Raw genomic sequence first — 12,592 nt, forward strand, 5'->3', positions numbered from 1 at the left:
CTACCTCGGGACGAGGCTCACCTCCGTCGCCTTCACCCCGGTCCAGACCGCTACCCCGTCGGCCAGGCCGAGCTCCGATGCGGCCTGCGGAGTGATCTCCGCGACGAGGTCGGGTGCCTCGCCGGAGGAGACCAGGACTCGCAGCCGGCTGCCACTGGCCGTGATCTCGCGGACCGTACCCGGCCAGACGTTGCGCGGGCTGCCACCCGGCCTCTCACGGTGCACGGAGACGGCCTCGGGGCCGATGACCGCGAGGGCGGGGACACCGGCGGGCAGCGGCTCCGCCGCGACGATGTGCCCCCCGCCGGGGAGCCGGAGGCCCTCGGTGGTGGCCGTGCCGGGCCACGCGTTGCGTCCGAGCATCCGGGCGACCCAGGGCGAGCGCGGGTGGCGGGTGACCTCACCGGGTGGCGCGTCCTGCACCGCCCGCCCCTCGTCGAGCACGAGAACGCGGTCGGCCAGCGAAACCGCCTCGACGGGATCATGGGTGACGATCAGGCAGACGCCGCCGAAGCCGTCGAGATGGGTGCGCAGGGTGTGGCGTACCTGGGCACGGGTGGTCTGGTCGAGTGCGGCGAGCGGCTCGTCCAGGAGCAGCAGCCGGGGGCGCGCGGCCAGCGCGCGGGCGAGCGCGACGCGCTGTGCCTGCCCGCCGGAGAGCTGGGCGGGCCTACGGGCGGCGAGGTGACCGACGCCTAGACGGTCGAGCCACTGCCGGGCGCCGTGCCGGGCCTCGGCGCGCGGTACGCCGTGCGCGCGGAGCCCGTAGGCGGTGTTGGCCAGGGCGGAGAGGTGCGGGAAGAGGGCACCGTCCTGCGGGACCCAGGCGACGCCCCGCCGGTGCGGGGGCAGGCTGCCGGTGTCGGTGTCCCCGAGGCGCAGCACGGCGTGGGCGCGCGGCGTCAGGCCGAGGAGTGCGCGCAGCAGCGTCGTCTTGCCCGCGCCGTTCGGACCGACGACCGCGATCGTCGTACCCGGCTCGGCGTCGAGGGTCAGCTGGTCGAAGCCGGTGACCTCGGCGTGCAGCGGCCAGCTCCCACGGGGGGCGGGGGGCGCGGCGGCAGGCGTGGCGTCCGCGGGCTGCCGCGGGCCGGGCTCCTCGACGGTGGGGCGCGGGCTCCCGGCGGAGCGGGGCGCGCCCGCCCAGCGTCCGCGCAGGGCGACGAGCACCGCCATGGCGATGGCCAGCAGGAGCAGGGAGACGGATGTGGCGGCCTCCGGGGAGTCCTGGAGCAGCAGATACACCTGCAGGGGCAGGGTCTGCGTGGTGCCCGGCAGGTTGCCGGCGAAGGTGATGGTCGCACCGAACTCGCCCAGGGCCCGCGCCCAGGTCAGCGCCGCGCCCGCGGCCAGGCCGGGGGTGACCATCGGCAGCGTGACGGTGAAGAAGACGCGCACCGGAGAGGCTCCCAGGGAGGCGGCCGTCTCCTCGTAGCGGATGTGCAGGCCGCCCAGGGCCCCCTCCAGGCTGATGACGAGGAACGGCATCGCGACGAAGGTCGCCGCGAGGACCGCGCCCGAGGTGTGGAACGGCAGGGTGAGGCCGAAGGTGTCCTCCAGCCAGGGTCCGAGTAGCCCGCGACGCCCGAACGCGAGCAGGAGCGCCACCCCGCCGACGGTCGGTGGCAGCACCATGGGCAGCAGCACGAGCGAGCGCACCAGGGCCTTGCCGGGGAAGTCGACGCGGGCCAGCAACCAGGCCAGGGGCACACCCAGCACGAGCGAGAGCCCGAGAGCCCAGGCGGAGACCAGCAGCGACAGCTTCAGGGCCCTCGTGGTGCCGGGGCTCGCCAGATGGGTGCCGAGTTCGCCCCACGACGTGCGCGCCAGGATGCCGGCCAGGGGCAGCATCAGGAACACCACGGCGAGCAGTGCGGGCATCACCAGAGTCAGCGGGGCGCGCGGGCGCGACGGGCGGCTGCGGAGCTGTCTCATCGCGTCTCCCTCGCGCCCGGCCAGGTCGTCATGGTGTCTGGAAACCCGCGTCCTGGAGGATCCCCTGTGCCCGGGGAGTGGACAGCCAGGAGACGAACGCGGCGGCGGCCCCGGCGTTCCGGGACGACTTCAGGGTCGCGGCCGGATAACTCGCGATGGCGTTCTGAGCGTCGGGGATGTCGACCGCGTCGACCTTGTCGGCGGCAGCGGCGGCGTCCGTCCTGTAGACGAGGCCGGCGTCCGCCTCACCCAGCTCGACCTTGCTGAGGACGGCGCGGACGCTGGGCTCCTGGGAGACCGGCTTCACGTCGATCCCCTGGGAGTCGAGTATCTGTTCGCCGTAGCGCCCGACCGGCACCTCGGGCGCGGCCAGAACCACCTTGAGCGCGGGATCGGCAAGATCCGTGAGGCCGCCGATCTTCTCGGGGTTTCCTTCTCCTGTGGCGATGACCAGGCGGTTCTTCGCGATGACCGCCGGCTTCCCGGTGTCCGCGGCCAGCCCGTCCATGGTCCTGGTGTCGGCGGTGACCAGTGCGTCCGCGGGCGCGCCCTGTCCGACCTGGGCGGCCAGCTCCTGCGACCCGGCGAAGGAGAACGTCACCTTCGTCCCGGGGTGCTCCTTCTCGTAGGCGGCGCCGGCGGTCGCGAAGACGTCGGTCAGTGAGGACGCGGCCAGCACGGTGAGCTCGGTCCCCGCCGCCGCGGACCCCTCGTCCTCGCCGTCGCTGCCGCACGCGGCCAGAGTGGCGAGCGCGAGCCCCGACAGGACCGCGGCGCCCGCCCGGCGGCCGGTGAGTGTGAGAAACATCTGGACAACTCCTCGGTGTGAGCCGCCGCTCGCGGGCGGCGTGCCCCTCAGGTGCGGTCGATGTGGACGCTGGTCGACTTCACGCGGGCCGTGGCCCGCATGCCGACCTCCAGTCCGAGCTCCTCCACGGCTTCCCTGGTCAGCAGCGAGACGAGACGGTGCGGGCCGGCCTGGATCTCGACCTGGGCCGCGACGTCGCCGAGTTTCACCGCGGTGACGATGCCCGGGAAGGCGTTGCGCGCCGAGGTGTACGGGACCTCGTCCTCGCCGGGACCGGCCTGGGCGACCTCGACCGAGAAGGCGGCCAGATCGCCGCCGTCGATGAGGCGCCGCCCGCTCTCGTCGCGATGGGTCGCGACCCGGCCGGCATCCGCCCAGCGGCGGGCGGTGTCGGGGCTCACGCCGAGCAGACGCGCCGCCTGCCCGATGGTGTAGGACTGCATGTGCGACACCGTATGCGTCTGCCATTGGCATTTACAAGGCTTTAATGTCCTTGACCTGGCAGATGCGGTGTTGTGGTGGGGTGGCTCACCCGTGAGGGCGGCGAGGTCGGCTCCTCGGCGGCGGTGTCGTGAGTGGTGTGCGTGCCGGGACGTCGCGGTCGGCGACATCCCGGCCGGGGGCGTGTCGACCGCGACGCCCCGGCGCGCACGGACTCGCGGTCCGCGACGGAGGCCGCACGGCGCGGGCCGGCGACACCGGAGGCGGCTGGACGAGCGAGCCGCACGCGTGGACCGGCTGGGTCCCTCACCCGGAGCGCCGCTCGGGACCGCTCGGCCACCGCAGTCCCCCGGTCGCCGCCGCGGCCGTCATCAGTGCGGCATCCAGCTGAGCTTGCCTCCGCCCACCCATCGGACGACAGCCGGGTCGTCGAGGTCGTGGACCGGGATGCCGGCCGCGGCGGCCGCGATCAGGACGTCCGTCATGGCGGTCGCGCTTCCGATCACCTCACCGTCGATCTCCACGATGCGGAAGGGCGGATCGCCGGGCTGCACGGGCAGGACGGTGATCCGCGGGGCCGATGCGTAAGGGCTGTCAGTCATACGCGGATCGGTTCCACGGGAAGACTCCCGGTATGCCCCTGCGTGATAGTTGTGAGTCGTATGCCCGATTTGCAGTACTTCTTGGAATTGATCCCGTAATCCATAAAAAGCCATTTCGTGCGACCTGGGGTCCTTCGCGTGGGAGCAAAACGCCCGAATCGGACTCCGTGACCAGCGTCACTTCCCGGGGGCCGACGTGGCGGTGTGCCGACCGGTTCCCTTCTGCGCCAAGAGGAATGGGGAACGCCGTGTGCGGTGGATTACATGAATTCCCGTAAATCGATCTTGTCAATGAATTGTGATCACTCCGGCGAGCTTGTTCCTTTCCCTATTTCTCGCTTACGGTCACCATCACTCCGGGCGGAACGCCGAATCCTGCCGCCGTCCGGTTACCCGACCACTTCTCGTACGGCAGGAGCGGGGGACCCAAGTAAGCGCCGATCCGGTTTCCGGAGCGGCTCGGGGTGAAGTCGCAGCAGCTTGCGGCCGGGCATCTCCAGCCCGAACCCGACAGCTCACTTCGCAGGCGACGGAGAGGAATCCAGCATGCCCGAAAACGGTAAGCACCGTCGTTCCAGGACCAGTTCGCTGACCCGCGGCATCATCGCCGTGAGCACGGGCGGAGCCGCCCTGGCCCTCCCCGTGCTCGGTGCGACCAGCGCCTTCGCGGCCCCGGCCCAGCCGGCCGCCGTCGAAAAGGCCGCGACGTCGACTGCCGCGTCCGGCAAGGGAATTGCCGCACAGAAGGCCGAGTCCGCCACCTATTCCGTGATCTTGGGTGACACGCTCGCCAAGATCGCCCGCGAGCATTCCGTGAGCGGTGGCTGGAAGGCCCTGTACGAGGACAACGAGAAGGTGGTCGGAGGAAACCCCGACCTGATTCACCCCGGCCTGAAGCTGGTTATCGGCGGTAAGGCCGATGACACGTCGGCGGACAAGGCCGAAAAGGCCGAATCGAAGGCTTCCGCCTCCTCCGACCGTGCCGAGGAGAGCGCTGACCGCGCCGACCGCTCGGAGCGCGCGAGCACCACCGTCGCCGCCGAGGGCGCCCCCGCCGCCGAAGCGGCTCCTGCCGCCGAGCCGGTCGCGTACACCGACGACCTCGACGGCTGGATCAAGGAGTCGCTGGCCGTCATGGCCGAGCACGGCATCCCCGGCAGCTACGAGGGCATCCACCGCAACATCATCCGCGAGTCCGGTGGCAACCCGCAGGCCATCAACAACTGGGACTCGAACGCCGCTGCCGGCATCCCGTCGAAGGGCCTGCTGCAGGTCATCGACCCGACCTTCGAGGCCTACCACGTGCCCGGCACGTCGACCGACAGCTACGACCCGGTCGCCAACATCACGGCCGCGTGCAACTACGCCGCGGACCGGTACGGGTCGATCGACAACGTCTTCGGTGCCTACTGAGTCCTCGCGGGCGCGGGACCGCCGACGCGCGGACGTGTGACGGAGGGACAGAGCTGACGGGTGGTACGGGTTCGGCGGAACCCGTACCACCCGTCGGCCGTTTCCGGCCCGGTTCGTGTCCGAGGACCGCCGAATGGCCGTGTCACGGCGGTCGGCGCCCCGGGCGACGGGCCGGGTGACTGGTCTCGTACAGGTTCGTCGTCCATACTGCCCGCCGTGGAGCAGCGCATAGATTCGAACACCCAGCCCGAGTTCGCCGCGGGGACAGACCCGGCGTACATCCCCGGCCTGACGGCCCCTGCCCCCGCGCGGACGGAGGCGGGAGCGGAGACGGAGGAGCCCGGTGCGACCCCGGAGACCGAGGCAGCGGAGGTGCTCGCCGAGGGGGCGGCCGAGGAGGCCGGGGACGGGGCCCCGGACGGCGGGACGGCCCCTGACGCCGGGTCCGTCCAGGACGCCGGGGCGGTGCGCGAGGAGACGGAGGGCGAAGGCCCTGTCTTCGAGGTCAGCGACCGCCGCGGATCCATCAGGGTGGACGCCGCAGGTGTCCGCTTCCGGCTCGACGACCAGGAGGCGGAGTTCGACTGGACCGAGATCGGCGCGGTCGAGGTCAGGACCGCCCGCTTCGGGCGCCGGTTCACCGTGACCGTCCATCTGTCGAGCCGCCGGTGGTTCAACGCCGAGGTCGAGGCGGGTTCGCGGAGCGACCTCAAGAAGTGGACGGTGGAACTGGACGAGGCACTGGACGCCCACTTCGAAGAGGCCTGACCTCCTCGGCGGCCGCAGTCGCGCACCGGGCCGCCCGCCGGCCCGGTGCGCGACATGCCTGACGCCTGCCTGACGCCTGCCTGACGGCGCCCGTGACGGGGCCTCAGGGCGCGGCGGTCGTGCCGAGCACCACCGACCGCGTCAGGTGGCGCGGCCGGTCGGGATCGAGGCCGCGGGCAGCCGCGCGGGCGACCGCGAGCCGCTGGACCCGGACCAGCTCGGCCAGCGGGTCGAGGCCGCTCTCCACCCACCGTGCCCCGGTCGCCAGCACCTCGTCCCGCAGGCCCTGCGGAGCCGATCCGAACATCCAGGTGGCGGTTCCCGCCGTGGCGATGCTGATGGGGCCGTGGCGGTACTCCATCGCCGGGTAGGACTCCGTCCAGGACAGTGACGCCTCCTTCATCTTCAGCGCCGCCTCGTTGGCGAGGCCCACCGTCCAGCCGCTGCCCAGGAAGCTGAACTGGGAGCACTCCACGAGCCCTTCGGGCAGGGGCTCCGCCAGGGCGGTCTCCGCGTCCCGGACGACGTCGTCCGTGTGCAGCCCGAGGTGGGCGCGGAACAGGGTCAGGGCCGTGGTCGCGAACCGCGTCTGGACCACGGACCGTTCGTCGGCGAAGTCGAGGACGACCAGCTCGTCGGCGGCGGTCATCACCGGAGTCCGTGGATCGGCGGTCACGGCGACGGTCCGGGTGGTGCCCCGCAGCCGTGACAGCAGACCGAGCACCTCGGTCGTCGTCCCCGAACGCGTCAGCGTGACGACCCGGTCGTACGCGCGTCCGAAGGGGAACTCCGAGGCGGCGTAGGCGTCCGACTCGCCCTGCCCGGATGCCTCGCGCAGTGAGGCGTAGGCCTGGGCCATGTAGAACGACGTCCCGCAGCCGACGACGGCGATGCGCTCACCGGTGGCGGGAAGGGACGCCTTCCGGTCGGCGGCGACCTCCGCGGCGCGGCGCCAGCACTCCGGCTGGCCGGCTGTCTCGGTCTCGACATGCGACATGTCCGCACTCCGCTTCCGCTGCTGCTCGCACCTGGTGGGGTGGGTGAAATCGAGGTTCGTTTGTTCAATTCTGCATGTTACATGGGTCGATCGAGCAGAAACAAGCAAACTGCTTTCGCTGTCGTGATCGGTATGGAGGCTGTTTTCGGCCATGCTCGGTGGGTAGTCGGCGCAATCCGGTTCTGTCGCACCCGCGTGGGTAACCAGAGCGTGGCGTGGATCCGGTGGCCGACATCTCGCGCATCGGGCGGAAAATGCCCTGGAGGGATGAGTCGGGGCAACCCCGGACGGTCACCGCCGCCCGGAAGACGGGGCGGCGTAGGGGCAGTTTCCGGCCACAGGGTCGGCGCATTGGCCGAGTTCGAACACGCGGCCGCACGGAGGTCGGCATAATCACCCCATGTCGATCACGGGTGGGGACGTCGTGGACCTCGGCAGGGGTCTGTCCGCCTGGCTGCCGCCGAAGCGCGGCTGGGGCCTGGCCAACTGCGGTCTTCTCGTGTCGCCGCGTGGCGCCCTGTGGATCGACACCCCGTACGACCCCTTCCTGGCCGGTCAGTTCCTCGTGGAGAGCCGGAAGCGGCTGCCCGACGGGGTGGACGTCGACCGGGTGATCGTCACCCATGCCAACGGGGACCACTTCTGGGGCGCCGGGGTGCTGCCGGAAGCCGAGATCATCGCGACCCGGGGAGCCCGGGAACACCTCCACTACGACCCCACCCCGCAGCAACAGCACGCCCTGGTGGCCGGAAGTGATCCGTCCACACCCCTCGGCGCCTACCTCCGTCGTCACTTCGGTGCCTTCGACTGGTCGGCCACCGAGGAGGTGCGGCCGACGACCTACTTCACCGGAGAGCTCGAACTCACGGTGGGGGAGTACACGGTCCAGGTGTCGTCCCTGCCGCCCGCGCACACGACGGGCGACCTCATGGTGTACCTGCCCGCACAGCGCACGGCCTTCAGCGGAGACGTCATCTTCTCGTCCACCCCGCAGCAGCCCGGGGACCATCCGGTGCACTGGTCAGGTCCCCTGAGCAACGTCATCGACGCGTGCGCACGCGTCCTGGCCACCGGCGCCGAGGTGATCGTGCCCGGCCACGGGCCGGTGCTCGATCCGGCGGGGGTGCGGGAGCACATGGGCTACCTGGCGTACGTACGCGAACGCGCCCACGTCCTCCACGCGGCCGGTGTCCCCGTGACCGAGGCGGCCCGGCGGGTCATCGGCGAGGGCCGGTACCCGGCACTGGGCCTGCCGGAACGGCTCGTGGTGACCATCGGGAGCGAGTACCGGCATCTCGACGGCTCCGCACTCCCCGGTGTCCTCCAGGTGATGGCCGACGTCGCCGCGGTCGCCCAGGAGACCGGCGCGGTGTGTACCGGCGGGCCCGCGTGACGGCCGGCCGGTGCGACGGCCCGGCCCCCCGCAGGCCGTTTCCGACGACAGAGAAGCGGTGACGCGGTGGTGGCATGGATCGTGACCCTGATCGCCGTCGCCGTGGCGATATGGTCGACCACCCGTATGTACCAGGCCAGGCGGGAGGCGTACGGTGCCTCCGCCCGCGCCGAGCTGGCCGAGCGTCAGGCCAGGGCGGCCGAGGCGCGCACCGTCGCCCTCGCCGAGGAGATCCGCCAGCTCGCCCGGAAGCGGATACCCGCCGCGGCCACCGCGCTCTCCCACCGGGCGGCGCCCGTTCCCGGACTGCGCGAGGCCGCCGGGATCGAGGGGGACGCCGCACGTCTGCTGACCGAGGCCGTCCAAGCCGCGCGCACGGCTGTTCTGGAGGAACGCGGACGCGTCGACGCGGCGGCGCGGTCGGCCATGCGCGGCACGTCCGCCAAGATCCAGTCCCTGCTCAACCAGTCGCAGCACCTGCTGCAGGAGCTCCAGCACGAGTACGACGACCCACGGATCCTGCAGCTCGACTTCCGCAACGAACTGGCGCTGCGCCGGACCCAGGCCACGGCCGTGCTCTGCGACGCCTGGCCAGGACTCGCCCGGCAGAACTCCTCGCTGGTCGAGGTCGTGCTCGGCGCGCAGTCCCGGGTCGCCGGATACGAGCGGATCAAGGTCGCCAACCATCTGCGCCAGGAAAGGCTCGCGCTGGTCGCCCGGGCCGCCGAACCGCTCGCCATCGCGCTCGCCGAGCTGCTGGCCAACGCGACGGCGTACTCGCACCCGGACACCGAGGTGCCGGTGACGGTCCAGCAGACCGCCGGCCGCGGCGCTCTGATCCTGGTCGACGACGCCGGGATCGGCATGGACGACGACGCGCTGAAGCGTGCCCGCGCCCTGCTGAAGGGGCCCTCCGAGATGCTCCTCACCGAACTCGGCGATCCGCCGCAGACCGGTTTCGCCGTGGTGGGGCGGCTCATCGCGCGGTACGGCTTCAGCTGCCACATCGAGTCGTCGCCGTACGGGGGGATGCGCACGATGCTGCGCATCCCGGCCCATCTGCTGACCGTGATGGACGACGACCGCACCCTGTCCGTGCTCGCGCCGAAGCCGGTGGACGCGCGGGGGGACGGGGCGGTGGCCCACGCCCCCGCGTCAGCCGAGCCCTCCGCGTCAGCCGTGCCCGTGCCCGCCGAGCCCTCCGCGCCCGCGCCCGCCGCGCCCTCGGCACCTGCCGTACCCTCGGCGCCCGCTTCCGGCGCGTCAGCCCCACCGGAACCCGTCACCGCCGCACCGACCGCGCCCGTACTCGCCGAACCCGCTCCGGACCCGGCCGCCGGGGACGCGGCGCGGCCGGTGGACCTGCCCACCCGGCGGCGCAGGCCGCCCCGGACGGCCTCCCCGGAGGCCTCGACGACGCGGCAGCACGCGGAGGAGCCCGTGCTCCGTACACCCGAGCAGGCCGGAGCAGCCTGGGCCGCCCTCCAGCAGGGCACCCTCAGCGGCAGGGAGGCGCCCGCGCCACCCCCGGCCTCCCCATCGGACGACCAAGGAGACGACGAGACGTGAGCACCACCCCCACCGCCGGTGATCTCGCCTGGGTGCTGACTCCCCTGCTGGAGCTGCCCGGAGTACAGCACGCCGTGGTCGCCACCGGCGACGGACTCGTCGAGGGCGCGTCGCCCGGTCTGGATCGCGCGTCCGCGGAGCGCGTCGCCGCGATGACGGCCACCCTGCACGCGGCGGCCCGTGCCTTCACCACCGCCTTCACCGAGGCCGAGGCGCCACGCCTGGCCCAGACGGTCGTCGAGTCCGACCTGGGCTTCGCCATCGTCGTACCGGCCGGCAGGAACACCACCCTCGCCCTGTTCGCGGCCCCCGACGCACACCTGGGGAACATCGCCTACCAGATGCAGGTGCAGGTCACCGCGCTGACCCGGGCCATGCACGCCGCCACCCGCCAACCGGACGCTGCCACCCGGCCATGACCCCCGGCCCAGGGCGCCGCCTGATTCCCGCCTACCTGGTCACCGGTGGCCGCTCCGCACCCACCGGTCCGGTGCTCGACCGTCTCGCCGTGCTCATCCGTACGGGATCGGCCCTGCCGGCGCGTACGGGCTCGGAGCAGCGCAGGCTGTGTGAGCTCCTGGACCCCGGAGCCCTCACCGTCGTCGAATGCGCCGCCCATCTGGACCTGCCGGTCAGCGCCACGGTCTTCCTGGCCACGGACCTCGTGGCCGCGGGACACCTGCACGCCCGACCACCGATCCCCAGCGCCGGTGAGATCGACCGGTCGCTCGTCGAGAGGCTGCTCGTTGGACTCCGTTCCCTCCACTGACCGGGGCGGCGTCGGCTATCTGCCGAATACCGCCGAGACCCTGATGAAACTCGTCGTCACGGGTCCCTTCGGCGTGGGCAAGACGACCCTGATCCGTACGCTGTCGGAGATCCCGACCCTGCACACGGAAGAGGCGATGACGCAGTCCAGTACGGGAGTCGACGACACCGCCGGGCTTCCGGAGAAGACCACGACCACCGTCGCCGTCGACTTCGGCCGGCTGACCGTCCAGGACGACCTGGTGCTGTACATGTTCGGCACGCCCGGCCAGGAGCGCTTCCTCCCTCTCTGGGAGGACATCGCCCGCGGGGCGCTGGGCGCCCTCGTCATGGTCGACACGCGCAGGCTCGAGGACTCCTTCGCGGTCATGGACATGGTGGAGGAGCAGGGACTTCCGTACGCCGTCGCCGTGAACCGCTTCCCCGACGCCCCCGCCCACGCGGACGAGGTCCTGCGCAAGCACCTCGACCTCGATGCCCGCACCCCGCTCGTGCAGTGCGACGCCCGGGAGCGCCGGGGCAGCATCGACGCCCTGATCGCCCTGGCCGAGCACGCGCTGACCTGTCTGCCCGCGTCCCAGGAATCCTCATGACCCCTCCGGAGACCGGCACCACGGCCGGCACCGCTTCCCCGCTTCTGGAACCGCTCGCGCTGTACGGCGCCGGCTTCGCCGCCGATCCGCACGGCCACTACCGCACGCTGCGCGCCCAGGGCCCGCTGGCCAGGGTGCGCATCGCCCCCGATGTCGACGCGCTGCTGGTCACCGACTACCAGGCGGCCTTGGACCTGCTGCGGGACACCGAGACCTTCACCAAGGACCCGCGTGCCTGGCAGGCGGGCGTACCGGCCGGCTCACCGGTCCTGCCCGTGCTCGGCCACCGGCCGACCGCGCTCTTCACCGACGGGGCCGAGCACGCCCGTTACCGCGAGGTGATCAACGACACCCTCGCCCTGATCGAACCCCACCTGCTGCGAGCCGAGGTCGCCCGGGTCGCTCAGCGGCTCATCGCCGCCTTCTCGGCCGCCGGCACCGGTGACCTCATCGCCCAGTACGCCGGCCGGCTCCCCCTGCACGTGTTCACCACCTCCTTCGGCGTGGCACCGCAGGACACGGAGCGGGTGGTCCGCGCGACCGCCGGGATGATGAACTCCGCTCCGGACGCGACCGCCGCCTACGACGACCTGGTCGGTGTCGTCACCGCTCTCGTCGCCGAACGCCGGCGCAGACCGGGCCGTGACCTCACCACGTACCTGCTCGGGCATCCAGCAGGTCTCGACGACGAGGAGGCCGTGCGGCAGATCACGCTCATCATGAGCGCGGGCCACGACCCCACGACCAATCTGATCGGCAACGCACTGCTGCGCATGCTCAGCGACACCGGGTACGGGCGCTCCCTGCACGGTGGCGCCGTCACGGCGCGCGAGGCGGTCGACGACGTGCTCTGGCGGGACCCGCCGCTGGCCAACATGGGGGCGCACTTCCCACGCCACGACACGGAATTCCACGGAGTCCCGCTGCGTGCGGGACAGTTGGTCCTGGTCTCCTTCGCCGCGGCCAACACGCAGTCGCCGCCCTCGGTGCTGGATCCCGCCGTGCGTTCCGGTGACGGTGCCCACCTGGCGTGGTCGGCCGGACCGCACCGGTGCCCGGCCAGGCAGCCCGCCCTGCTGATGGCGACGACCGCGATCGAACAGCTCACCAGCCAGCTCTGCGACCTGCGACTTGCGGTCGAGCCCGGCGCGCTGGTCTGGCGGCCCGGCCCCTTCCACCGCGCCCCGGCCCATCTCCCGGTCCGTTTCACACCACTCGACACGCTGGCCGGTCCGGACGGCTCGGACGCCCCGGAAGCCGCCGATCCCCTTCCGGACCGTGTCGGTGGTACGCCGAACGGGTGAG

General features: G+C 72.2%; 13 protein-coding genes and 1 riboswitch. Of the genes, 8 read left to right on the plus strand and 5 right to left on the minus strand.

The window, feature by feature from the left end; all coding sequences use genetic code 11:
- From ACHFIV_RS07805 to ACHFIV_RS07820, 4 genes are all read right to left on the minus strand, one after another.
- Entirely contained in the window at positions 1-1,935 is a 1,935-nt protein-coding gene (locus ACHFIV_RS07805; RefSeq protein ID WP_398964977.1) for an ABC transporter permease, read from the minus strand.
- Between the two features lie 28 nt (positions 1,936-1,963).
- Positions 1,964-2,743 (minus strand): molybdate ABC transporter substrate-binding protein, encoded by a 780-nt coding sequence (modA, locus tag ACHFIV_RS07810; protein WP_398964979.1) that lies wholly within the window; start codon positions 2,741-2,743, stop codon positions 1,964-1,966.
- Positions 2,744-2,790: 47 nt separating this feature from the next.
- The gene (locus ACHFIV_RS07815) at positions 2,791-3,186 is read right to left on the minus strand and encodes a molybdopterin-binding protein (RefSeq protein WP_398964980.1); all 396 of its coding nucleotides are present in this window, start codon (positions 3,184-3,186) and stop codon (positions 2,791-2,793) included.
- 369 nt (positions 3,187-3,555) lie between these two features.
- Entirely contained in the window at positions 3,556-3,786 is a 231-nt protein-coding gene (locus ACHFIV_RS07820; protein ID WP_398964982.1) for a hypothetical protein, read from the minus strand.
- 384 nt (positions 3,787-4,170) lie between these two features.
- A riboswitch (cyclic di-AMP (ydaO/yuaA leader) is annotated at positions 4,171-4,330 on the plus strand.
- A gap of 2 nt (positions 4,331-4,332) precedes the next feature.
- Here ACHFIV_RS07820 and ACHFIV_RS07825 point away from each other — a divergent pair.
- Together ACHFIV_RS07825 and ACHFIV_RS07830 are read left to right on the plus strand one after the other, a co-directional pair.
- Positions 4,333-5,199: a transglycosylase SLT domain-containing protein gene (locus tag ACHFIV_RS07825; RefSeq protein ID WP_398964984.1), complete on the plus strand. Its 867-nt coding sequence runs from the start codon at positions 4,333-4,335 to the stop codon at positions 5,197-5,199.
- Positions 5,200-5,415: 216 nt separating this feature from the next.
- A complete protein-coding gene (locus ACHFIV_RS07830) occupies positions 5,416-5,967 on the plus strand; it encodes a hypothetical protein (RefSeq protein ID WP_398964985.1) in 552 nt (183 codons plus the stop codon).
- 103 nt (positions 5,968-6,070) lie between these two features.
- Here ACHFIV_RS07830 and ACHFIV_RS07835 read toward each other — a convergent pair whose 3' ends face one another.
- Positions 6,071-6,964: an SIS domain-containing protein gene (locus ACHFIV_RS07835; protein WP_398964987.1), complete on the minus strand. Its 894-nt coding sequence runs from the start codon at positions 6,962-6,964 to the stop codon at positions 6,071-6,073.
- 400 nt (positions 6,965-7,364) lie between these two features.
- Between ACHFIV_RS07835 and ACHFIV_RS07840 the strand changes: the two genes are divergently transcribed.
- The 6 genes from ACHFIV_RS07840 to ACHFIV_RS07865 all read left to right on the plus strand — a co-directional run bounded on the left by ACHFIV_RS07840 (position 7,365) and on the right by ACHFIV_RS07865 (position 12,591).
- A complete protein-coding gene (locus ACHFIV_RS07840; RefSeq protein ID WP_398964989.1) occupies positions 7,365-8,357 on the plus strand; it encodes an MBL fold metallo-hydrolase in 993 nt (330 codons plus the stop codon).
- 66 nt (positions 8,358-8,423) lie between these two features.
- Positions 8,424-9,926, plus strand: coding sequence for an ATP-binding protein (locus tag ACHFIV_RS07845; protein ID WP_398964991.1), 1,503 nt, complete (start codon positions 8,424-8,426; stop codon positions 9,924-9,926).
- Positions 9,923-10,345 (plus strand): roadblock/LC7 domain-containing protein, encoded by a 423-nt coding sequence (locus ACHFIV_RS07850; RefSeq protein ID WP_398964993.1) that lies wholly within the window; start codon positions 9,923-9,925, stop codon positions 10,343-10,345. Before ACHFIV_RS07845 ends, ACHFIV_RS07850 begins: the two co-directional genes overlap by 4 nt.
- Positions 10,342-10,695, plus strand: coding sequence for a DUF742 domain-containing protein (locus tag ACHFIV_RS07855; RefSeq protein ID WP_398964995.1), 354 nt, complete (start codon positions 10,342-10,344; stop codon positions 10,693-10,695). Before ACHFIV_RS07850 ends, ACHFIV_RS07855 begins: the two co-directional genes overlap by 4 nt.
- The gene (locus ACHFIV_RS07860) at positions 10,673-11,287 is read left to right on the plus strand and encodes a GTP-binding protein (RefSeq protein WP_398964997.1); all 615 of its coding nucleotides are present in this window, start codon (positions 10,673-10,675) and stop codon (positions 11,285-11,287) included. Before ACHFIV_RS07855 ends, ACHFIV_RS07860 begins: the two co-directional genes overlap by 23 nt.
- Entirely contained in the window at positions 11,284-12,591 is a 1,308-nt protein-coding gene (locus ACHFIV_RS07865) for a cytochrome P450 (RefSeq protein ID WP_398964999.1), read from the plus strand. Before ACHFIV_RS07860 ends, ACHFIV_RS07865 begins: the two co-directional genes overlap by 4 nt.
- Position 12,592 lies beyond the last annotated feature (1 nt).

This window comes from Streptomyces sp. ALB3 (genome assembly GCF_044385685.1).
Lineage (GTDB): Bacteria > Actinomycetota > Actinomycetes > Streptomycetales > Streptomycetaceae > Streptomyces.

What these genes read in the sequence shown, in the direction of transcription:
- ACHFIV_RS07815 (WP_398964980.1), bottom strand. Translation starts at nt 3,186, where the DNA reads ATGCAGTCCTACACCATCGGGCAGGCGGCGCGTCTGCTCGGCGTGAGC.
- ACHFIV_RS07840 (WP_398964989.1), top strand. Translation starts at nt 7,365, where the DNA reads ATGTCGATCACGGGTGGGGACGTCGTGGACCTCGGCAGGGGTCTGTCC.
- modA (WP_398964979.1), bottom strand. Translation starts at nt 2,743, where the DNA reads ATGTTTCTCACACTCACCGGCCGCCGGGCGGGCGCCGCGGTCCTGTCG.
- ACHFIV_RS07805 (WP_398964977.1), bottom strand. Translation starts at nt 1,935, where the DNA reads ATGAGACAGCTCCGCAGCCGCCCGTCGCGCCCGCGCGCCCCGCTGACT.
- ACHFIV_RS07835 (WP_398964987.1), bottom strand. Translation starts at nt 6,964, where the DNA reads ATGTCGCATGTCGAGACCGAGACAGCCGGCCAGCCGGAGTGCTGGCGC.
- ACHFIV_RS07820 (WP_398964982.1), bottom strand. Translation starts at nt 3,786, where the DNA reads ATGACTGACAGCCCTTACGCATCGGCCCCGCGGATCACCGTCCTGCCC.
- ACHFIV_RS07825 (WP_398964984.1), top strand. Translation starts at nt 4,333, where the DNA reads ATGCCCGAAAACGGTAAGCACCGTCGTTCCAGGACCAGTTCGCTGACC.
- ACHFIV_RS07855 (WP_398964995.1), top strand. Translation starts at nt 10,342, where the DNA reads ATGACCCCCGGCCCAGGGCGCCGCCTGATTCCCGCCTACCTGGTCACC.
- ACHFIV_RS07865 (WP_398964999.1), top strand. Translation starts at nt 11,284, where the DNA reads ATGACCCCTCCGGAGACCGGCACCACGGCCGGCACCGCTTCCCCGCTT.